Consider the following 19,292-nt stretch of genomic DNA (forward strand, 5'->3'; position numbering starts at 1 on the left):
GCGCCATCCTTGAGCCTCCAAGCTAAACGATCGCCCGCAGTAGCCCCGGCCGGACAGCATGCGCGGTATGAACCGCCACCTGAGCCGGCGCACCGTCGCAAAGTCCGCCCTGCTTACCTCCGCCGCCCTGCTGCTCGACGCCGGTCCAGCCCGGGCGGCCTCGGGCGACCTGATCCCCGTCCTTCCCGCCCCGACCGGCGGGTACCCCGTAGGACGTCACTCGCTCTACCTCGTCGACACTTCCCGTCCCGACCCCTGGGCGTCCGAAATCCACTGCCGCGAGCTGATGTTGACCGTCTACTACCCGGCGCGCTCCGTCGCCGGCCGCACTCCGGCCCCGCAGCTGCCCCCACGGGCCGCGGACGCCTTCGGGCAGATCCTCCCGCAGACCCCGCTCCAACTCCCCGGCCCCGGCGTGGACTGGGCCGGCGCCCTCTCCCATTCCTGCGAGGACGCCCCGCCGCTGCCGGGCCGCCGTCCGGTGCTGGTGCACAGCCCCGGCGGCGGCGACCCGCGCGGCCTCGGGACCACCCTGGCCGAGGAGTTGGTGAGCCACGGCGCCGTCGTCGTCTCGGTCGACCACCCCGGCGACGCCCTCGCGGTCGAGTTCCCCGGCACCACGCCCTTCCGGCGCGAGCAGGTGCGGACGACCGTCCTGCGCGGCGACCCGCGCGACCAGCCGGACGTCTTCCGCACCATGATCGACGCCCGGATCGCCGACCTCCACTTCGTCCTCGACCGCCTGCGCCACGCCGCCGACCTTCCGCTGCCGCCCGGACTCGCCGCCACCCTCGACCTGCGCCGCCTCGGCGTCTACGGGCACTCGGCGGGCGCCACCGCAGTGTCGGAGGTACTGCACGAGGACCGGCGGATCCGCGCCGGGATCAACCTGGAGGGCTACCTCGACTCCCCGTCCGGCGAGTTGCTCCCGGTCGCCGCCCAGGGCGTCGACCGCCCGCTGCTGCTGCTCGGCAGCACGGAGTTCGCCCGCCGGCGGGAGCTGGACCGCTCCTGGTCGGCCCTGCTCGCCCGCTCCGGCCGTACGGTCCGCCGCACGCTCGTCGCCGACGCCGACCACTGGGTGTTCACCGACTTCGCGGCCGTGCTGCCCCAGCTCCAGGCGGCCGGGCTGATCACGGCGGAGCGCCGGAATGCGGTGATCGGCAGCGTCCCGCCCGCCGTCTCCGTCCCGGAGGTGCGCCGCACGATCCGCCGCTTCTTCGCCCGCCACCTGACCATTTAGGGCGCGCGGAGTGCCGGCCGCCGGACGGGCGGTGGCCGGCAGCGAAAGGGGGACGCCTCCGTTCGCCGCCTCGCCCGGGTCGGGGCCCGTGGCGTGCAACGGGCCCCGACCCGGGCGGGCCGCTACCGGAAGTCCTCCGCGTGGTCGCGCACCCACGAGCGGAAGCTGCGCGCCGGGCGCCCGAGCACCTGCTGCACGGTGTCCGTCACCCGCTCCGGCTCGCGCGTGAACGCCTCCCACGCCCGCAGTCGGGCGTCCACGAACGCCGCGTTCCCCCAGGCCGCCGTCAGCTGCTCGCGGGCCGTCTCGGGCGCGAGTTCCTCCCAGCGCACCTCGGCGCCGGTCTCCTCGCCGATGATCCGCGCCAGCTCGGCGTGGGAGATCGACTCGGGCCCGGTGACCACGTACTTGCCGCCGTCGTGCCCGTCCTCGGTGAGCGCCGCCACCGCCACGTCCGCGATGTCCCGCTCGTGGATCAGCGAGCGGCGCGCCTCGCCGTACGGCCAGCAGACGACGCCTTGGCGCACCTGGTCCGCCCAGCCGAGCATGTTGCCCGCGAAGTCGATCGCCCGGACGAAGGTCCAGCCCAGGCCGGACTTGCGGATCAACCGCTCGATCTCCTGGTGGAAGATCACCGCCGGCTCGTCGTCCGCGAGGTCGGCCACATCCGCCGACAGATAGACGACCCGCTCGGCGTGCTCGGCGATCAGCTCCACCACCCGCGGCTGCACCGGGATCCCGGGCCACATCAGGTAGACGCTCTCCACCCCGCCCCGCAGCGCGCCCACCAGGCTCTCCGGCGCCGCCAGATCCCCCCGCACGGCCTCCACCCCCGCGGGCAGCGCGGCCTTGGCGGCGTCCCGCACCAATGCCCGTACCTCGTCCCCGCCTTCGGCCAGCGAGGCCACAACGTGCCTGCCCACACTGCCGTTTGCGCCGATCACCAGAATCTTGGTCATGCCGGCTCCGAACACCGGGCGGGCCCGGACTATGCCGATCTGGATCTCGCACCTGCACGCCGACCCGGCGGCGGTCTTCATCGTCTGACGGTCAACCGGCCACGCGCACCACGTACTTGCCGGTGGCCCGTCCCTCCTGCATCGCGTCGTGCGCGGCCGGGACGGCCTCCAGGCCGGGCAGTTCGGTGAGCGGGACGCTCAGGCCGCTGTTCGCCTGGAGGTCGAGGGTGGTGCGGATGGCGCGGGCGAGGCGCTCGGGGGCGGTGGCGGCGAAGGCGCGGTGGCTGAAGCCGGTGATGGAGAGGTTGCCGCCCATCAGGCGCCCGAGCGGGGGCAGGTCGCTGACGGTGCCGCCGCCCGCGTTGCCGAACAGGACGATCCGGCCGCCGGGTGCGGTGACGTCCAGGTCGAGCTCCAGCGCGGCGGTGCCCAGCGGGTCGAGCACCAGGTCGACGCCCCGGCCGTCGGTCGCGGCGCGGACGGCGTCGGCGAGCTTCTCGTCGCGGGCGAACGCGTGGTCGTAGCCCAGCTCTACCGCGGCCGCGGCCTTCTCCGGGCGGCCGACCGTGCCGATCAGCGTGCCCCCGCCGCCGAGCAGCGGGATCAGCTGGGCTATCGCGCTGCCGATGCCGCCGCCGGCCGAGTGGACCAGGACGTTGTCCCCGGCGGTCAGCCGGCCCGCGTCGGTCAGCAGCAGGACGGCGGTGGCGAGGCCCAGCGGGGCGGCCGCGGCGGCGTTGAGCGCCAGCCCGTCCGGGACCGGGACGGTCAGGACGGCCTCCGCGACGACGACCTCGGCCAGCCCGCCACGGACCGGCGCGGCCACCACCCGGTCGCCCACGGCCAGTCCGGTGACACCCTCGCCGAGCTCCCGGACCGTGCCGGCCACCTCCTTGCCCGGCAGGTACGGCCACTCGGCGGCGTAGCCGCCGTCGCCGCGGCGGGCCATCACGTCCACGAAGTTCAGTCCGGCCCAGGCGACGTCGATCGCCACCTGGCCGGGGCCGGGGTGCGGTGCCTCCATCTGCCGGACCTCGGAGTTCTCGGCTCCACCGGGTGCGGTCATCACCAGTGCGCGCATGCTCGTGCCCCCTCGACTACGATGTTCGACGAACGGCGAAATTGCCGTGAGTCATTGGTACCACGCTGTTTTGATGGTTGTCGAACATCGCAGATCAGGGAGGTTGTCCATGCCCCGCAGCACCCGCCGCCGACCGGCGCTCGCGCACCCCACGACCGAGGAGATCGACCTGTACGACGTTCTGCACGCGCTCTCCGACCCGACCCGGATGACCATCGTCCGCGTGCTGCGGGACGAACCCGAACGGGCCTGCGGCACCTTCCCGGTGGACGTCGCGCCGTCCACCCTCAGCCACCACTTCAAGGTGCTGCGGGAGTCCGGCGTGATCACCCAGCGAGAGGAGGCCAACCGCCGGTTCTCCGCCCTGCGCACGGTCGACCTGGAGCGGCGCTTCCCCGGCCTGCTCGACACGGTTCTCGCCGCGCTCGCCCGCAACGACGTCGCGGTCGAGGCGGCCTAGTGCTGCAATCACGGTTATGGGGTGTGGCCTCTGTGTTTGTAGTGGCTGCGGCGGGCTCGGATCTGACTGAGGCGTCTCCACCATGAGCAGTGCAGATGGTGCTGTGGGGTGAGCCAGTGTGGCCGGAGGGACCAGGCCGATGAGGCGGCGGACCTCCGCGACGGACAGGGGTATCAGGTCGGTTCGTCCCAATCGGCATCCCCCTCTTCCAACTCGTCGGCGCGGATGGCGGTAAGTGCGGCGAGGGCGGCCATGGCCAGGGTGATGTGCCGGTACCAGGCGTCGTAGCGGCGGACCTGGTAGTGCTCCAGGCCGCACTCGTTCTTCGCGACCTGGAGCGATTCTTCGATCGCCCACCTGGCTGAGGCGACCTTGACCAGGTCCTTCAGCCGGGTGGCAACGGGGCCGTAGCAGACGTGGTGGGCGATCTCGGTGGGGTCCTTGACGGAGCGGCGGGCCAGGACCCAGTGGCCGACGCGGTCCGCCCCCACGGGGCGGACCGCCACGCGGGCCCAGTCGTAGATCCGCTCTCCGTGCGAGCCCTTGCCGCCGGACAGTCGCTTCCAGGCCTGCCGGGGCAGTTGGAACGCCACTGACGTCCCCGTCATGTCCCCGTCGCGTCCCCGTCACGTCCTCCGGAGCTCCCGCCGGGTGCCGATCTGCAGCACGGCCGGCTCCCGGCGGCGCGGCATGCCCCGGTACGGGCAGTGCACCGCGTCCTCGTCGCCGGCCGCCCAGCCGCGCACCCAGGGGGCCAGCCGTTGGTCGTCGATCCGCAGGGTGCCGTCCGGCAGCAGCCGGCCGATGGCGTTGGCAGGGTCGGAGAACGCCACCGTGCACTTGGCGACGGTGCCGTCGGCGCGGATCACCAGGGAGTTGGGGCGTGCGGCGTAGCAGACGGGCAGGCCGTCGGAGGCGGGCGCCGGGAGGCCTTCGTACGCGATCGCCGTGAGCTCGTCCACGGTGTGGTGGCGGGCGTCCAGGGAGAGGATCTCCATCGCCGCGTCGTTCGGACCGCCCATCCGCTCCACCGGCTTGAGGTGGAGCGTGAACCGCTCGTCCCGCAGGAAGGTGTCGCGCAGCCGCGCGACGAACTCGGGCATCAGCGGCAGGTTGGCGGGGGTGAGGTGGACCCGCAACAGCATGCCGACCGGCAGGGCGCTGTCCCTGATCTCCAGCAGGTTGCGCCAGATCCGGTCGAACGAACCGCGGCCGTCGGCGCGGAGCCGGGTCGTGTCGTGCGCGGCGGCGGGGCCGTCCAGCGAGACCTGGTACCGCTCGACGCCGAGCGCCGCGAGCTCGCGGACGGCCTCGGCGTCGAGCAGGTAGCCGTTGGTGGTCATGTCGGCGCCGAACGCGAAGTCCGCCCGGCCTGCGGCCAACCGCGCCGCGTGCGCCGACACTTCCTGCACGATGCCGCGCGCGAGCATCGGTTCCCCGCCGAACCAGGAGATGTCCAGGCGTCGCAGACCCTCTGCGCGCCGGTCGATCAGTCGTTTGAGCGCGCCGACCGTGTCCTCGCCCATCCGGCCGACGGCGAAGTCCTCGTAGCAGTAGGTGCAGCGGAAGTTGCACTGCTCCGTGGGCAGGACGATGAGGTGCAGGATCTCGTTCGTCAGGGACGCCGCGAGCTGCTTCCGGAAGGCGAGGGAGGTGCTCCCCCGCGTGCCGGGTCCGGTGAGGGTCTGCGTCATGGGCGTGGGTCTCCTCGGACCTGACCGGACCGTCGGGTCAGACCCGGGCGGGGCTGCCGCAGCCCGCGACCAGGTTGGGGCAGACGTTGGTGACGCCTCGACGCATCTCGGGGTCGAAGGGGATGTTGCCCCCGTGCCCGACGAACGCCTGGGCCGACAGCTCAGGTGAGGTGACGACGATGCGGCCCTGCTCGTCCAGTTTGACGTCGACGCCGGGCTTGCCGGCCTGCGGAGTACTCATGGCGACTCTTCCTACAGAGAAGGTGCAGAGGATGCGCGAGGGTTCGGGCCCTCGCCGCGCCGACGACTCTTCCGCACACCATCGGCCCCTGCCACTTCTCGCGGCCGCCCGGACGACCCGGGCCCTACCCCGCCCGCGCGGCGTCCGGGTTGTCGAGCAGCAGGTCGTGCCCGACCTCGCTCACGGTGTGCTGGACCTGCTTGCCCTGGCGCCGGGTGGTGATCAGCCCGGCGGCGCGCAGGGCGGCGGCGTGCGCGGAGGCGGACGGCGGGGTGACGCCGAGCCGCTGGGCGAGTTCGGTGGTGGAGCAGGAGCCGCCGGCGATGGTGCGCAGGACCCGGGCCCTGGCGGGGCCGAGGACGGCGGCGAGGCCGTCGGCGGTCGGCGGCCGGGTCGGGGGCTCGGCGGCCGGGGCGACGATGGGGTGCAGCAGCAGGCTCTGGCGGTCCGGTCCGGCCAGGAGGCTGATGCTCTGCTGGACGAAGTAGTTGGGTCGCAGCTCCAAGCCCCGGCCGCCCAGTTCGAAGGAGCCCTCCAGCTCGCCGAGGGTGCACTCCAGGACTCCCTCGTCCCGCCAGACCGCCTTCGGGTGGAGCGAGTCGAGCATCGCGCCGATCCCGGAGCGGGCGGCGGTGCGGGCCCGGACGGCGATGTCGGCCTCCAGGGCGCGCCGGATCTCGGGCCAGTCCGGGGCGAGGCAGGACCGGAACAGTGCCCAGGCACCGTCGCTGACCTCGCGCAGGCCCCGGCTGCCGTCGTCGCGCAACCGGGCGAGGGCGGTCGGGAGTTCGGTCCCGCTGCCGAACATCGCGACGTCCTCCTCGACGGCCTGCTGCGGGACGGCGAGGAGTGCGTCGAGCTCGTCGCTCAGCTGCCGGCGGACGGCGTCGAGGTCCGCCACCATGAAGTCCGGGACGCCGATCGCGCTCGCGTTGACCACGTCGAGGAAGCGCCCGGCCCTTTGGGGCACGTGGCGGCGGACGTCCCGCCACCAGCGCTCGCTGCGCGATCCGATGCCCTGGTGCACGCCCTGCCGAGCCGAGGCGGCCATCAGGTGGTCGAGCGGCGAGACGACGAACCGGGTCCTTGCAAGGTCCGACACCCCGAACTTCAGTGCTATCACGAACCTTCCTCCGGATCCCCGCAGCCGCCCTGACCTGACGCGTTGTCGACTATTAGGCCCAGAGGCTAATGCATGGCCGTCCGGCCGCCGCGCTTGGCATGCTTCTCGAAGTCGACGCCCGGGGCCCCCGCCACGAGGGGAGTGGGGGACCCGGGCGGACCCGTTCCGCACAGCGAACGGTCTTCTCCGCTTCGGACACGCCCTAGTGTTGCAATCACAGTTATGGGCGGGACAGTTGTGAGCTCAGCTGGTGGCTGTGGTTGTGTTCTGAGGAACGGCGTCCAGAGCAGCACCAGCCCGGCGGCACCGTGCCCCACGGCCGGACCAGGCCGGGGGTGAGCAGGGCCAGCGCCTCGGTGAGCACGCTCAGGGTGACCGGCCACACCGCGTCCCAGCCGGTGAAGCCCACCGCGTGGTGGCCCGCGTCGGTGTAGCCGCCGTGCCGGCCCGCGACCAGCCCCAGCCGCCACAGCCCGGCCGGCAGGGCGGAGACCGCGGCGATGTGCGCGGCGCGGACGGCCCAACGGGGCGGGGCGGGGGCGGCGGTCCTGCGGGGGGCAGAGCCCATACGGGAAGCCAGAGGCCGTACGGGAGCCAGAGGCCGTACGGGGACCGGTGGTTGTGCGGGGATCAGCGCAGCCGCGAGGAGGACAGGATCGACGCCAGGTGCGCCACCACCATCCCCCAGGTGATCACCGTGATCCCGGCGAGCGTCGCCCGGGTCGCGTCCAGGTTGCCGAGCCCGGCGTCCACCGCGGCCGCTGCCAGCAGCACCAGGGAGGCCTCGATGCCGTTCGTCACCCGGTGGATCTTGAAGATCGAGGCGAACCGACGGGCCGTCGCGATGCCCTGGGAACGCGGCTGGGTGGACTCCTCGTCCGCCGGCGGCTGACCGCTGCGGGCGCGGGCCACGTCCACCAGGTCCGTCGAGGCCTTCAGCAGCACCACGCCCAGTGCGGCCGCCAGGCCCGCCGACACCCACAGCTCCGAGCCGCCGCGCGCCGCCCGGACGCCGGCGCCGATCATCAGCGCGGCGTCGGCCAGGTAGGCGCCGAGCCGGTCCACATACACCCCGGCCATGCTGAACTGGCGCTTCCAGCGCGCCACTTCGCCGTCCACGCAGTCGAACAGCAGGAACAGCTGGAACAGCACCGCCGCCAGCACCGCGCCCGTCAGGCCCGGGATCAGCAGGGCCGCGCCGCCGCCGACCCCGCACGCCACCATCACCCAGGTCAGGGTGTTCGGCGACACCGAGGTCCGCACCAGCTGCCGGGTGGTGCGCAGCGAGACGGCCCGCATGTACAGCCGGCCCGCCCAGTGCTCACCGTTGCGGCTCTGCAGCTTGGCCTGCGGCTGGCACACCTCGCGCAACTCGGCGAGCGCCGGAGCAGCCACCATGACGACATCCCTCCACCTGTCCCGAAACGATCACCACAGGCTACGGCCTCCGGAGCGCTGCTGTGACCACTCGTTCGGCGGTGGCGGGGGCGGTGGAACGGCGGTCGAGCGGACGGTGAACAGGGCGGTGACCACGGTGGTGAACAGGGCGGCGAGGGGAGCGGTGAGGAACCGGTGAGCGCCGGAAAAGCGGTGGGCCGGCCGAAGACCCCCGGGCTAGGCTTCGCGGGTTCACCGGAACCGGAGCCCCCGGGCCCGATCGCCCGCTCCCGCAAGCCGGTTGACGCGGATCGACGCGGCGCCGGGGCGGAACGAGGAGAGCAGAATCATGGTGACCACGGGCGCCGCGCCGCACAGCCCCGACCTGGCCCGACTCCTGGACGACCACCGGCCACAGGGCCTGTTGGAGATCGCCGACCTCGCCCGGGTCCGCGCCCGGGTGGGCGCTCCCGACGCGTGGGACCGCGGCACCCCGCTGCACTTCACCGCCTCCGCGCTGATCGTCCACCCGCCGACCCGCCGGGTCCTGCTGCGCTGGCACGTCCGCCAGCAGGCCTGGCTGCAGGTCGGCGGCCACGGCGACCCGGGGGAGAGCCTGCCGCTGGACATCGTGCTGCGCGAGGGCCTGGAGGAGACCGGCCTCGCCGACCTCACCCCCTGGCCCGACGCCGCGCTCGTCCACCTCGCCGTGGTGCCCGTCCCGGCCTCGCCGGTCGAGCCCGCCCACGAGCACGCCGACCTGCGCTTCCTGCTGGCCACCGACACCCCGGACGAGGCCCGACCGGAGAACCCGGCCTCCCCGCTGGAGTGGTTGGGCATCGAGGAGGCCAAGCAGCGGACCACCGAGGAGAACTTCCGCGAGACCCTCGACCGGGCCGCCCGCCTGCTCGGCTGAAACCCGTCCCGCCGGAGCCCCCGTTTCGTCGGAGCCCCGTCCCGCCCAAACCTCTTCCCGCCCGAACCCCTTCCCGCCTGCCAGAAGGATTCCGATGCACACCGACCAGACTCTCGTCTTCGACGCCGACGACACCCTCTGGGAGAACAACGTCCTCTTCGAGCGGGTCATCGACGGCTTCCTGGACTGGGTCGCCGCCCCGGCCGAGCGCGAGGCCACCCGGGCCGTGCTCGACCGGATCGAGGCCGCCAACGCCGCCACCCTCGGCTACGGCGCCGCCGTCTTCCGTCAGAGCCTCGCCGACTGCCTGCAGCACCTCAACGCCGACCGCACCCCCACCGCCACCGAGCTGGCCCGGATCGACGAGTTGCTCACCCCGCTGACCGACCGCGGCGGGATCGAGCTGATCCCGGGCGTCGCCGACACCCTGACTGCCCTCGCCGGGCGGCACCACCTGCTGCTGCTCACCAAGGGCGACCAGGAGGAGCAAGGGGCCAAGGTGGCGGCCTCCGCCATCGACCACCACTTCCGCGGCATCCACATCGTGGCCGAGAAGTCGGTCGACACCTACCGGAAGCTCACCGCCGAGCTCGGCCTCGACCCCGAGCGGACCTGGATGATCGGCAACTCGCCCAAGTCCGACATCGCCCCCGCCCACCGGGCCGGGCTGCGCACCGTGTTCATCCCGCACGAGCACACCTGGGTGCTGGAGCACGAGGAGCTCGGCCCGGAGGAGGCGACGCTGCGGCTCACGGCCTTCCCGGAGCTGCTGCGCCACTTCTGAGCCGCTGGGCTTCCGGGCTCCTGAGCTTGCGGGCCGGCTAGACCGCGAGCGCGGTCGCCGGGACCGGCGCCCCGCCCCGGTACAGCCAGGCCCGCTCGGAGGCCGACCACACGCTCGTGGTCAGCAGGTAGAGCGCGGCCGCCACCGGCACCAGCATCGCGAACAGCACCGAGATGAAGGACAGGTAGGGCAGCAACGACGCCCCCGGCTGCGGAGTGGTCTGCGCGGCCGCCGCACGCCGGGCCCGGCGGTAGTTGACGTACCCGACCGCCGCCAGCCCGGCGTACAGCAGCCCGAACACCGCGAACTGCCCGGCGCCGTGCGCGCTCCCGACGTGCAGGCCCAGCGGCACGCCGAACAGGGTGTGGTCCAGCAGGTCGTTCGGGGTGGTGAAGAGGCGGTACATCACCGAGAAGAACGGGATCTGGATCAGCATCGGCAGGCAGCCCGCGAACGGCGAGACCTGCTCCTTCCGGTACAGCTCCGCGAGCGCCTCGCGCGCCTTCTCCGGGTTGTTCCTGTGCTTCTTGTTCAGCTCGGCGACCTTCGGCGCGAGCTTCGAACGGGCCTTCTCCCCGCGCGCCGCCGCCCGCGCCAGCGGGTGCAGGCAGAGCCGTACGGCGAGGACGAACAGGACGATCGCCAGCGCGGTCGGCAGGACGTGGGCGATGGCGGAGACCACGGCGTGGGCGACGGTGACGGCCGGGTCGAGAACAGACAGAACGGACATGGTGAAGCGAGCCCTCCGAGGTCTCAGGACATGAGTGATCGGCGGAGGACGGCCGCGGAAGACGTACGGGGAGCCGTACGGAGGAACTGCGGATCTACGCGGCCGCCGGGGCCGCCCCCGGCGCCCTGGGGCGTCGCCTGCCCCGGGCGTCCGGATCACGCTGCGGAAGGAACGCCGTACGGAACGCCCGGCGTCGCAGCACCCCGCTGCGCACCGCCGTCGGCGCCCGCGCCCCCAACAGCCGCGTCCCGGCCAACGCCCCCGCGACCGCTCCGGCCACCAGGACCATGGCCGCCACGGCGGCGACGGACGCGAGTGCGCCGCCGTCGGTCACCAGTTGTCCGGTCAGCACCCGGAGCAGCCCCAGCAGCATCGCTACGACGCCCACGGCGCGCCCCCCTTCGGTGTGTTCCCGGCTTCTGACGTTCAGCAGGACGATCGTACGGCCTGCCGGGTTCCCACAGTGCCGAGCGAGGTGTAGCCGGCGGTGCTACGCGGGGCTACCTTGGATGGATGAAGACGATTACCCAGCGGGAGTTCCGGAACAACTCCGCCGCGGTGATGGACGCGGTGGAGGCGGGGGAGACCTTCCACATCACCAGGAACGGGGTCGAGGTCGCGGAGCTGCGGCCGGTGTCCGGGCGGCGACGGCTCACGGCGGAGGAGCTGGTGGCGCGGCACGTGAAGCTGCCTCGGGTGGACTACCAGCAGCTGCGCAAGGAGGCCGAGGAGTACTTCGGGCCCGAGGAGCTGGTGGGGGACGAGGGCGACGACCCGTTCGAGCGGCGGCGTGGCTGAGCGCCGCAGGGCGCCCCGGCGGCGGCCGGCCGGGGTGCTGGACACCTGTGTGTACATCGACCTGGCGCTGCTGAACCCCGCCGACCTGCCGGCCGTGCCGGAGCTGACCGCGATCACCTTCGCCGAGCTGCAGCAGGGCGTCTCGATGGCGCGGGACCCGGTCAGCCGGGCGGCCCGGCTGGAGGTCCTGGGTGCGGCGATGGCCGACTTCGACCCGCTGCCCTTCGACGCGGCCGCCGCCGCCCGCTACGGGACGCTGGTCACTCTCACCATCGCGGCCGGACGGCAGCCGCGCCCGCGTCGGATAGACCTGATGATCGCCGCCGTCGCCTCCGCCCACGGGCTGCCGCTGTACACCCGCAACGTGGCGGACTTCCGGGGGCTGGGCTCGGCGGTGGAGGTCATCGGGGTGTGAGCGCGGCCGGTCCGTCGCGCTCCGGGCTCCCCCCGCGGCCGAGCCGCCGCCAGGGATGTCGCGTGGCTGCCTGTCAGTCCAGCCGGACCGCCGTCCCCGTCGCCGCGGAGGTGCGGGCGGCCTCCAGGACGGTGAGCGTGGCCACCGCGTCGCGCGGGTCGACCGGGGGTGGGGTGCCGGGGACGGTCAGGGCGGCGACGATGCCGGCGTAGAAGGCGGGGTAGTCGCCCGGATCGGTGGGCAGCGAGATCGGGGACTCGTCGCTGCCCAGGGTGCCGTACTGCTCGGGCCGGTCGGCTCCCCACGGGTGGCTGCCGTCGGGGCGGCGGCCCGCCCGGAGGTCGGCCTCCTGGGGGTCCATGCCGTGCTTGACGTACCCGGCGGTGTCGCCGAGTACCCGCAGCCGGGGGCCGATCAGCGGGGTGATGGCGCTGGTCCACAGGTGCGAGCGGGTGCCGGAGGCGTGGGTGAGGGCGAGGAAGGCGTCGTCGTCCACCACCGCGCCGTCGCGGCGCACGTCGATCTCCGCGTACACCGTCTCGACCGGCCCGAACAGCGTCAGCGCCTGGTCGACCAGGTGGCTGCCCAGGTCGTACAGGGTGCCGCCGACCTCGGCCGGATCGGCCAGCTCGCGCCAGCCCGGCTTGGGCTTGGGACGGAAGCGCTCGAAGCGGGACTCGAAGCGGTGCACCCGGCCGAGCGCGCCACCGCGCACCAGCCGGCTCGCGGTGAGGAAGTCGCCGTCCCAGCGCCGGTTCTGGAAGACCGAGAGCAGGGCGCCCCGGGCCTCGGCGAGCCGGCACAGCTCCAGCGCCTGGGCGGCGGTGGCGGCCAGCGGCTTGTCCACCACGGTGGCCAGGCCCGCCCGCAGGGCGGCGCGGGCGAGCGGGGCGTGGGTGCGGTTGGGGGAGGCGATGACGACCAGGTCCAGCGCGTCCGGGTCGGCGAGCAGCTGCTCGGGGGTGTCCACGGCCCGGGCGTCGGGGTGCTCGCGGCGCAGCTGCTCGCGGCGCTCGGGGTTGGCGGTGACCACGGCGTCCAGCCGCAGCCCCGGCGTGGTGGCGATGAGCGGGGCGTGGAAGGCGGAGCCGGCCAGGCCGTAGCCGATCAGGCCGACCCGCAGCGTTCGATCGGGCACTCGGTGGGAGGTCGTCTGCGGGTTCATGCGGCCTACTCAATCACGAGCCGCCCGGTTGCTCCCGGTTTCCGCCGGACGATCGTCGCATCCCGTCCAGCGGGACGTCCTGTCCCCGGCCACCTGCGCGGATTAGGCTGTGCCGCGTCAGGGCCCCACGCAAGACGCTGCAACACTTCGGGAGACACGCACGTGGCAGACCGCAAGCCCATCGAGTCCTGGCTGACCGACATGGACGGTGTCCTCATCCACGAGGGCACGCCGATCCCCGGGGCGGAGGAGTTCCTGCGCAGGCTGCGGGAGTCCGGCAAGCCCTTCCTGGTGCTCACCAACAACTCGATCTACACCCCGCGCGACCTCAGCGCCCGGCTGGCCGGGATGGGCCTGGAGGTGCCGGAGGAGTGCATCTGGACCTCCGCCCTGGCCACCGCGAAGTTCCTCAAGAGCCAGCGCCCGAACGGCACCGCGTACGTGATCGGCGAGGCGGGGCTCACCACCGCGCTCTACCAGGCCGGTTACGTCCTGACCGACAACAACCCCGACTACGTGGTCCTCGGCGAGACCCGGACCTACTCCTTCGAGGCACTCACCAAGGCGATCCGCCTGATCAACCAGGGCGCCCGGTTCATCTGCACCAATCCGGACGAGACCGGCCCCTCCCCCGAGGGCGTGCTGCCGGCCACCGGCTCGGTCGCGGCCCTGATCACCAAGGCGACCGGCGTCGAGCCGTACTTCGTCGGCAAGCCCAACCCGCTGATGATGCGCGAGGCGCTGAACACCGCCGGGGCCCACTCGGAGACGGCGGTGATGATCGGCGACCGGATGGACACCGACATCGTCGCGGGCATGGAGGCGGGCATGGAGACCATCCTGGTGCTCACCGGGCTGACCTCCGCCTCCGACGTGGAGCGCTTCCCGTACCGGCCGACCCGGGTGGTCAAGTCGATCGCGGACCTGGTCGAGCTGGTCTAGCCTCTGCGGTGCTGTCGCGAGCCCCGTTCCGGCCGAGCGCCGGGGCGGGGCCGCCTCGTTCTGCGGGGGCGGTCGGGTTCGTGGGGTTGGGGAGGCAGGGCGCGGATGAGCGAGCGATGGGGGTACCCCCGGCCGGAGGCTGGGGGAGAGGTGGGCGCATGAGTACGACGGGGGATCCGGAGGAGCCGGGCGAGAAGCGGGTCACCTGGGCGGAGCTCTACTTCGACCTGGTCTTCGTCTTCGCGATCACCCAGGTCTCCGGGCTGCTGCACCACCAGCACGACGCCACCGGCCTGATCCGGGCGCTGGTGGTGTTCGTGCCGGTGTACTGGTGCTGGGTCGGCACCACCGTGCAGGCCAACATCCGGGACGTGGACAACCTGCGGGACCGCCTGGGCATCCTGCTGGTCGGCCTGGCCGGGTTGTTCATGGCGCTCGCCATCCCCGGTGCGTACGGCCGGCGGGGCCTGCTGCTCGGCGCCGCGTACTGGCTGGCCCGGGTGGTGCTGCTGCTCCTGCTGGTCCGCATCCCGGGCGTCTGGCGCGGCCCGTACGGCGCCGGCGTGCTGGTCAGCGGGCCGCTGCTGCTGGCCGGCGGGCTGCTGTCGGACGGGCCGCGGCTCGCGTTGTGGGCGGCGGCCGCGCTCTGCGACCTGGCCGCGCCGCTGGTGTTCCGGCGGCGGCTCGCGGCGGTGGCGTACCACCCGGCGCACATGCCGGAGCGGTTCGGGCTGTTCCTGCTGGTGGCGCTCGGTGAGTCGATCGTCGGGATCGGCGCCTCGGCGGCCGGGGCCCGGCTGGACGCGGCCGAGCTCACCGCCGTGGCCGCCGCGTTCACCATCTCGGCGGGCCTGTGGTGGCAGTACTTCGTGTTCGCGGCGGACGCGATGCGGCACGCCGTGGAGGTCGCCGACTCGCGGCGGGACGTGGTCCGGCGGATCTTCCAGTACGGGCACCTGGCGCTGGCCGCGGGGGTGATCGGAGTCGCGGTCGGCTTCGAGGAGACCGTCGCGGACCCCCGGCAGGCGCTCGGCGCCGGGTCGGTGGCGCTGCTGTACGGCGGATGCGGGCTGTACCTGCTGACCTTCGGCTACACCCGCTGGATGATGTTCCGTCAGGTCTCGACCACCCGGATCGCCGCCGCGGTGGTGGTGCTGGGCCTGCTGCCCGTGATGGTGCGGCTGCCGGCGCTGGTGGTGCTGGTGGCCCTGGCCGGGCTGCTGGTGGTGCTCAACGCGCTGGAGCACCTGCGCGTGGTGCGGGCGACGGCCGCCGCCTCGGCTGCTGCCTCGGCCGCCGGGGCGGCTCCTGTGGAGTGAGCTGTCGGTGGGGCTGTGTAGCGTTCGGGGTGTAAGAGGGCAGGCGGCGCGGCAGCCGCGGTGTGGGAGGTAGATGTCGTGACGGACACGGTCGAGGCGGGCGTGGTCGAGGCCGGCGAGGGCGGCGGGCTGGAACTGCCCGAGTCCTGGCGCGAGGTGCTCGGCGCCGAGACGGAGAAGCCGTACTTCGCGGAGCTGGCGGCCTTCGTGGCGGCCGAGCGCGCGCAGCACCAGGTGTTCCCGCCGAGCGGCCAGGAGTTCGCCGCGCTGGAGGCCACTCCGTACGACAAGGTCCGGGTGCTCGTCCTCGGCCAGGACCCGTACCACGACGACGGCCAGGCCCACGGCATGAGCTTCTCGGTGCTGCCCGGGACGAAGACGCCGCCCTCGCTGCGCAACATCTTCAAGGAGCTGGACGCCGACCTGGGCGTCCCCGCCCCCGACAACGGCTACCTGATGCACTGGGCCGAGCAGGGCGTGCTGCTGCTCAACGCGGTGCTCACGGTCCGCGCCCACGAGGCCAACTCGCACAAGGCGAAGGGCTGGGAGAAGTTCACCGACGCGGTGATCAAGGCGGTGAGCGCGCGCGAGGAGCCGGTGGTCTTCGTGCTGTGGGGCAACTACGCCAAGAAGAAGCTGCCGCTGATCGACACCGAGAAGCACGTGGTGGTGCAGGGCGCGCACCCGTCGCCGCTGTCCGCCAAGCTGTTCTTCGGCAGCCGTCCGTTCTCGCAGATCGACGCGGCGCTGGACGGCTTCGGCAGCGAGCCGATCGACTGGCGGGTGCCGGACCTGAAGCAGGGCTGACGTCCGGCCGGGGCTGGATCGACGCAGGGCCCAGGCCTGGTGGCCGTGGGTGGACGGGATCGGATTCCCGTTCACCCACGGCTACTTGCCGTTCACCGCTGTCGGCCGTCGGCCCGGGCCGGGTGTGCTTAGCTGGTGCCGACCGGTCGCCGGACCGGTCCAGGGGGCGGGGCCGGCTCAAAGGGGCGGTACGTGCACGGGGTGGGACGGGCGGGAACGATCCGGTGGGCCGCGCTGGTCGCGGGCCTGACGGCGCTCATGGTCTCCGGCTGCGGTGGTGGCCCGGACGGCGGCGGCGCGAAGGCCGCCCCCGGTGTCGTGGCCCCGAGCGCCGCGGTCCCCAGCACGACGGCTGAACCCGGCGGCCCGGACCAGCTCCCCGGACAGGTCTTCTACGTCTCCGACCAGACCAACGCCGCCCGGCAGGTCGCCACGCTGCGCAGCCAGGGCCGCACGGCGGAGGCCGACACCCTGCTGCGGATCGCCGGCCAGCCCTCCTCGCAATGGCTGGGCGAACAGGGCGCCCAGCGGATCGCCGAGCAGGTCAGCCGCCGGGCCGCCAAGGCGGGCCGGACGGCCGTCTTCGTCGCGTACGACATCCCGCACCGCGACTGCGGTCAGTACTCGGCCGGCGGTGCCGCCGACGCGGCCACCTACCGCTCCTGGATCACCGGCGTCGCCCAGGCCCTCGGCGACCGCAAGGCCTGGGTCGTACTGGAGCCGGACGCCGTCGCGCACACCCTGGACACCTGCGGGATCAAGGGCGACCTGGCCGCCGAGCGGTACGGCCTGCTGGCCTTCGCCGTCCAGGAGTTGAAGAAGCGTCCGAACGTCCGGGTCTACCTGGACGCGGGCAACCCGGGCTGGGCGCAGGACCCGGACGACCTGGTCGCCGCCCTGCGCAAGTCGGGCATCGCCGCGGCGGACGGCTTCGCGGTGAACGTCGCCAACTTCTACCCCACCGACCGGAACGAGGCGTACGGCAACCGGCTCTCCGCCGCCCTGGGCGGGAAGCACTTCGTCATCGACACCAGCCGCAGCGGCAACGGCTCGCTGGGCTCCGACGCCTGGTGCAACCCGCCCGGCCGGGCGCTCGGCGAGCCGCCGACCACCGGGACCGGGCGGCCGAACGTCGACGCCTACCTGTGGATCAAGAACCCGGGGGAGTCCGACGGCGAGTGCGGCCGCGGCGAGCCCCGGGCGGGCGAGTTCTGGCTGCCGTACGCGCTGGGGCTGGCCCGGGCGGCGCGCTGAGCCGCTGCGCCGACCGCCCGGGTGGCTTCGTGCGCGGTGAGCCGCTATCCGGTGACCTGGACCCAGCGGGCGACCGACGGGGTGCCGGCGGCGTCCGTCAGGAACAGCATGTACCAGCCGGGCGGCAGCAGGCCGGGGTTGCCCGGGAGGGTGAGCGAGACCCCATCGGCGGTGCGCCCGGTGATGTCCAGGGCCACCGAGCGCTGTTCGACGTCGGTCACGTGGGTCACCGAACTCGGCCGGATCAGCTTGGCGGTGGTCACCGCGTCCGGCCGGGAGGCGCCGACCTTGAGGGTGCCGCCGAGCTTCGCCGCCCCCGGCGCGGCCGTCACCTCCGGGCGGTCGCCGTGGTACAGGTACGGCGGGGTGTAGACCTCGATCCGCTGCTCGAAGCCGCCCGGCTGGGTCTCGGCCTTGTCCGCGAAGAGCGGGTTGGAGCCCAGCACCGCGATCCGGCCGTCCGGCAGCAGCAGCGCCTCGGAGTGGTAGTCGCGGCCGACGGTGGGCTCGGCGGCGGTCGTGAAGCTGTTGGAATCCGGGTGGTACACCTGTGCCTTGAGCAGGTCGCTCTCGCCCCGGCCGCGGTAGCCGCTGGAGCCGCCGGTGGTGAACACGGTGTCGTCGGGGAGGATCACGCTGTTGAGGTAGCGGGTGCCGCCGGCCGGCAGGTCCGGGCCCGGGGTGAAGGAGGGCTTGGCGGCCGAGAGGTCGGCGATGTCGGTGCGGGCCGTGGACAGCGGGGACTCGCCCACCCCGCCGCCGCCCAGCACCATGACCTTCTGCGCCTGCGCGGGCGGCAGCAGCACCGAGGAGGAGGTCTCGGTCAGACCCGGGTCGCGCAGGCCGGGGACGGGCTGGAAGCTGTTGTTCGACAGGTCCCACACACCGGGCTCGCGACCCTTCTCGGCGGGGCCGTAACCGGCGTTGGAGCCCGAGTAGAAGAGCTTGCCGGAGGCCGTCAGGAAGAGCGACGGGTAGGTCGGGAAGTAGCGGTCGGGGGCCTTGGCCCAGGTCTTGGTCTTCGGGTCGTAGACCTCGTTGTCGTTGCCGTTGAGGATCTCCCCGGTGTCGTCCAGCCCGGAGACGGTGACCACCCGGCCGTCGCCCAGCCCGGTCAGCGTCGGGTACCAGCGGGCGTGCGCCATGTCCGTGACCTGCTCGTAGAGCTCGGTGTCCGGGTTGAACTCGAAGGCGGAGCGGATGCCCTGGTACTCCTGCTTGTCCAGGGTCATCTTCTCGTTCTGCCCGTACAGGTTGTGCGCGTCGGTGCCGGTCAGGCCCTTGATCCGGTACTGGGCCGGCGAGTCGGCCACGTAGTCCGGACCCTCTCCGACCGCCTCGACGAACACGTGCTGCTCGCCCGCGGTGACCACGGTCTGCTTGCCGGAGCCGGTCTTGGTCGCGGCGGGGACGGTCACCGGGACGGTGCTGGCGTACTCGCGGCCGTTCGGGGCGACGAAGACGGTGCCCTTGGGGAAGGTGCGGTCGCGCTCCGGGCTCTCGTTGCGCACCCGCATCACCCCGGCCGCCTTCCTCACCGCGCCGTCCAGCTTCTCGTACCGCTGGGTGCCGCCGGCCACCAGCACCCGGCCGTCCGGGAGGGAGGTGTGGCCGCCGCAGAACATGTCGGCCGGGGTGGGTATCAGCTTGTAGGTGTTCTTGGCCGGGTCCCAGAGCAGGCTCTTGAAGCTGCCCGCGTTGAACTGCTTCTCGTCGTTGCCGGAACCGGCCACGATCAGCACCTTGCCGGTGCGCAGCAGGGTGGCGTGGACGGCGTTGACCCGGAACTCGGCGGGCAGCGTCAGGGTCTGCCAGTGGCCGTACTGCGCCTTGTACTCGGGGCGGTTGATCACGTAGCTGTGGTACTGGTCGCCGACGAAGCCGAGGACGGCCGGGGCGTTCATCCCGGCGACGGTCAGCGCGACGGTGCTGCCGAGGGCGAAGCGCTTGGCGCGGCCGGTCTTGTGGATCCTCAAGGTGGTGC

Annotated in this window: 21 protein-coding genes and 1 pseudogene; 10 read left to right on the top strand and 12 right to left on the bottom strand. The window is 73.1% G+C overall.

Features of this window, described 5'->3' with window-relative positions:
• Positions 1-67 precede the first annotated feature (67 nt).
• The gene (locus ACZ3UD_RS17805; RefSeq protein WP_465587851.1) at positions 68-1,243 is read left to right on the top strand and encodes an alpha/beta hydrolase family protein; all 1,176 of its coding nucleotides are present in this window, start codon (positions 68-70) and stop codon (positions 1,241-1,243) included.
• A 122-nt stretch (positions 1,244-1,365) separates the two neighbouring features.
• Here the strand turns inward: ACZ3UD_RS17805 and ACZ3UD_RS17810 are convergent, their stop codons facing one another.
• Positions 1,366-2,202, bottom strand: coding sequence for an NmrA family NAD(P)-binding protein (locus ACZ3UD_RS17810; RefSeq protein WP_465587854.1), 837 nt, complete (start codon positions 2,200-2,202; stop codon positions 1,366-1,368).
• A 91-nt stretch (positions 2,203-2,293) separates the two neighbouring features.
• Entirely contained in the window at positions 2,294-3,283 is a 990-nt protein-coding gene (locus ACZ3UD_RS17815; RefSeq protein ID WP_465587857.1) for a quinone oxidoreductase family protein, read from the bottom strand.
• 109 nt (positions 3,284-3,392) lie between these two features.
• Between ACZ3UD_RS17815 and ACZ3UD_RS17820 the strand changes: the two genes are divergently transcribed.
• A complete protein-coding gene (locus ACZ3UD_RS17820; protein WP_465587861.1) occupies positions 3,393-3,743 on the top strand; it encodes an ArsR/SmtB family transcription factor in 351 nt (116 codons plus the stop codon).
• A 173-nt stretch (positions 3,744-3,916) separates the two neighbouring features.
• Here the strand turns inward: ACZ3UD_RS17820 and ACZ3UD_RS17825 are convergent.
• The 6 genes and pseudogenes from ACZ3UD_RS17825 to ACZ3UD_RS17850 all read right to left on the bottom strand — a co-directional run.
• A pseudogene (locus ACZ3UD_RS17825) lies at positions 3,917-4,324 on the bottom strand (IS701 family transposase); the annotation flags it as partial.
• Between the two features lie 45 nt (positions 4,325-4,369).
• A complete protein-coding gene (locus ACZ3UD_RS17830) occupies positions 4,370-5,437 on the bottom strand; it encodes a radical SAM protein (protein WP_465587864.1) in 1,068 nt (355 codons plus the stop codon).
• A 37-nt stretch (positions 5,438-5,474) separates the two neighbouring features.
• A complete protein-coding gene (locus ACZ3UD_RS17835; protein WP_465587867.1) occupies positions 5,475-5,678 on the bottom strand; it encodes a hypothetical protein in 204 nt (67 codons plus the stop codon).
• Between the two features lie 124 nt (positions 5,679-5,802).
• Entirely contained in the window at positions 5,803-6,801 is a 999-nt protein-coding gene (locus tag ACZ3UD_RS17840) for an ArsR/SmtB family transcription factor (protein ID WP_465587870.1), read from the bottom strand.
• A 220-nt stretch (positions 6,802-7,021) separates the two neighbouring features.
• Positions 7,022-7,369: a hypothetical protein gene (locus tag ACZ3UD_RS17845; RefSeq protein ID WP_465587873.1), complete on the bottom strand. Its 348-nt coding sequence runs from the start codon at positions 7,367-7,369 to the stop codon at positions 7,022-7,024.
• A gap of 62 nt (positions 7,370-7,431) precedes the next feature.
• A complete protein-coding gene (locus ACZ3UD_RS17850; RefSeq protein WP_465587876.1) occupies positions 7,432-8,199 on the bottom strand; it encodes a CDP-alcohol phosphatidyltransferase family protein in 768 nt (255 codons plus the stop codon).
• Between the two features lie 328 nt (positions 8,200-8,527).
• On the opposite strand from ACZ3UD_RS17850, the gene ACZ3UD_RS17855 reads away from it, so the two are divergent.
• Both ACZ3UD_RS17855 and ACZ3UD_RS17860 read left to right on the top strand, forming a co-directional pair.
• Entirely contained in the window at positions 8,528-9,094 is a 567-nt protein-coding gene (locus ACZ3UD_RS17855) for an NUDIX hydrolase (protein ID WP_465587879.1), read from the top strand.
• Positions 9,095-9,188: 94 nt separating this feature from the next.
• Positions 9,189-9,878 (top strand): HAD family hydrolase, encoded by a 690-nt coding sequence (locus tag ACZ3UD_RS17860; protein WP_465587881.1) that lies wholly within the window; start codon positions 9,189-9,191, stop codon positions 9,876-9,878.
• Between the two features lie 37 nt (positions 9,879-9,915).
• On the opposite strand, the gene ACZ3UD_RS17865 is transcribed toward ACZ3UD_RS17860, so the two are convergent.
• Both ACZ3UD_RS17865 and ACZ3UD_RS17870 read right to left on the bottom strand, forming a co-directional pair.
• A complete protein-coding gene (locus ACZ3UD_RS17865) occupies positions 9,916-10,608 on the bottom strand; it encodes a YidC/Oxa1 family membrane protein insertase (protein ID WP_465587884.1) in 693 nt (230 codons plus the stop codon).
• 94 nt (positions 10,609-10,702) lie between these two features.
• Positions 10,703-10,996, bottom strand: a complete 294-nt coding sequence (locus ACZ3UD_RS17870; protein ID WP_465587887.1) for a DUF6412 domain-containing protein — start codon at positions 10,994-10,996, stop codon at positions 10,703-10,705.
• A gap of 125 nt (positions 10,997-11,121) precedes the next feature.
• Here ACZ3UD_RS17870 and ACZ3UD_RS17875 point away from each other — a divergent pair, with 125 nt between their 5' ends.
• Positions 11,122-11,406, top strand: a complete 285-nt coding sequence (locus tag ACZ3UD_RS17875) for a type II toxin-antitoxin system Phd/YefM family antitoxin (protein WP_380611409.1) — start codon at positions 11,122-11,124, stop codon at positions 11,404-11,406.
• Positions 11,399-11,821, top strand: coding sequence for a type II toxin-antitoxin system VapC family toxin (locus ACZ3UD_RS17880; protein ID WP_387614014.1), 423 nt, complete (start codon positions 11,399-11,401; stop codon positions 11,819-11,821). Before ACZ3UD_RS17875 ends, ACZ3UD_RS17880 begins: the two co-directional genes overlap by 8 nt.
• 73 nt (positions 11,822-11,894) lie before the next feature.
• Here the strand turns inward: ACZ3UD_RS17880 and ACZ3UD_RS17885 are convergent, their stop codons facing one another.
• Positions 11,895-12,986 (bottom strand): Gfo/Idh/MocA family oxidoreductase, encoded by a 1,092-nt coding sequence (locus ACZ3UD_RS17885; RefSeq protein ID WP_465587890.1) that lies wholly within the window; start codon positions 12,984-12,986, stop codon positions 11,895-11,897.
• A 162-nt stretch (positions 12,987-13,148) separates the two neighbouring features.
• Here ACZ3UD_RS17885 and ACZ3UD_RS17890 point away from each other — a divergent pair, with 162 nt between their 5' ends.
• The 4 genes from ACZ3UD_RS17890 to ACZ3UD_RS17905 all read left to right on the top strand — a co-directional run bounded on the left by ACZ3UD_RS17890 (position 13,149) and on the right by ACZ3UD_RS17905 (position 17,308).
• Positions 13,149-13,928, top strand: coding sequence for an HAD-IIA family hydrolase (locus ACZ3UD_RS17890; protein WP_396533123.1), 780 nt, complete (start codon positions 13,149-13,151; stop codon positions 13,926-13,928).
• A gap of 158 nt (positions 13,929-14,086) precedes the next feature.
• Positions 14,087-15,247: a low temperature requirement protein A gene (locus ACZ3UD_RS17895; protein WP_465587894.1), complete on the top strand. Its 1,161-nt coding sequence runs from the start codon at positions 14,087-14,089 to the stop codon at positions 15,245-15,247.
• A 129-nt stretch (positions 15,248-15,376) separates the two neighbouring features.
• Positions 15,377-16,054: a uracil-DNA glycosylase gene (locus tag ACZ3UD_RS17900; RefSeq protein WP_465588085.1), complete on the top strand. Its 678-nt coding sequence runs from the start codon at positions 15,377-15,379 to the stop codon at positions 16,052-16,054.
• Positions 16,055-16,246: 192 nt separating this feature from the next.
• On the top strand, positions 16,247-17,308 hold the full coding sequence (locus ACZ3UD_RS17905; RefSeq protein WP_465587897.1) for a glycoside hydrolase family 6 protein: 1,062 nt from the start codon (positions 16,247-16,249) through the stop codon (positions 17,306-17,308).
• Between the two features lie 44 nt (positions 17,309-17,352).
• Here the strand turns inward: ACZ3UD_RS17905 and glxA are convergent, their stop codons facing one another.
• Positions 17,353-19,284 carry a radical copper oxidase GlxA gene (glxA, locus tag ACZ3UD_RS17910; RefSeq protein WP_465587900.1) on the bottom strand — a complete coding sequence of 644 codons (1,932 nt, stop codon included), beginning with the start codon at positions 19,282-19,284 and terminating at the stop codon, positions 17,353-17,355.
• Positions 19,285-19,292 lie beyond the last annotated feature (8 nt).

This window comes from Kitasatospora sp. NPDC023118 (assembly GCF_055560875.1).

Excerpts from the sequence above, each read along its gene's own strand:
- ACZ3UD_RS17865 (WP_465587884.1), bottom strand. The coding sequence starts at position 10,608 with ATGTCCGTTCTGTCTGTTCTCGACCCGGCCGTCACCGTCGCCCACGCC.
- ACZ3UD_RS17895 (WP_465587894.1), top strand. The coding sequence starts at position 14,087 with ATGAGTACGACGGGGGATCCGGAGGAGCCGGGCGAGAAGCGGGTCACC.
- ACZ3UD_RS17805 (WP_465587851.1), top strand. The coding sequence starts at position 68 with ATGAACCGCCACCTGAGCCGGCGCACCGTCGCAAAGTCCGCCCTGCTT.
- ACZ3UD_RS17860 (WP_465587881.1), top strand. The coding sequence starts at position 9,189 with ATGCACACCGACCAGACTCTCGTCTTCGACGCCGACGACACCCTCTGG.
- ACZ3UD_RS17875 (WP_380611409.1), top strand. The coding sequence starts at position 11,122 with ATGAAGACGATTACCCAGCGGGAGTTCCGGAACAACTCCGCCGCGGTG.
- ACZ3UD_RS17845 (WP_465587873.1), bottom strand. The coding sequence starts at position 7,369 with ATGGGCTCTGCCCCCCGCAGGACCGCCGCCCCCGCCCCGCCCCGTTGG.
- ACZ3UD_RS17810 (WP_465587854.1), bottom strand. The coding sequence starts at position 2,202 with ATGACCAAGATTCTGGTGATCGGCGCAAACGGCAGTGTGGGCAGGCAC.
- ACZ3UD_RS17815 (WP_465587857.1), bottom strand. The coding sequence starts at position 3,283 with ATGCGCGCACTGGTGATGACCGCACCCGGTGGAGCCGAGAACTCCGAG.
- ACZ3UD_RS17820 (WP_465587861.1), top strand. The coding sequence starts at position 3,393 with ATGCCCCGCAGCACCCGCCGCCGACCGGCGCTCGCGCACCCCACGACC.
- ACZ3UD_RS17885 (WP_465587890.1), bottom strand. The coding sequence starts at position 12,986 with ATGAACCCGCAGACGACCTCCCACCGAGTGCCCGATCGAACGCTGCGG.
- ACZ3UD_RS17835 (WP_465587867.1), bottom strand. The coding sequence starts at position 5,678 with ATGAGTACTCCGCAGGCCGGCAAGCCCGGCGTCGACGTCAAACTGGAC.
- ACZ3UD_RS17850 (WP_465587876.1), bottom strand. The coding sequence starts at position 8,199 with ATGGTGGCTGCTCCGGCGCTCGCCGAGTTGCGCGAGGTGTGCCAGCCG.
- ACZ3UD_RS17855 (WP_465587879.1), top strand. The coding sequence starts at position 8,528 with ATGGTGACCACGGGCGCCGCGCCGCACAGCCCCGACCTGGCCCGACTC.
- ACZ3UD_RS17830 (WP_465587864.1), bottom strand. The coding sequence starts at position 5,437 with ATGACGCAGACCCTCACCGGACCCGGCACGCGGGGGAGCACCTCCCTC.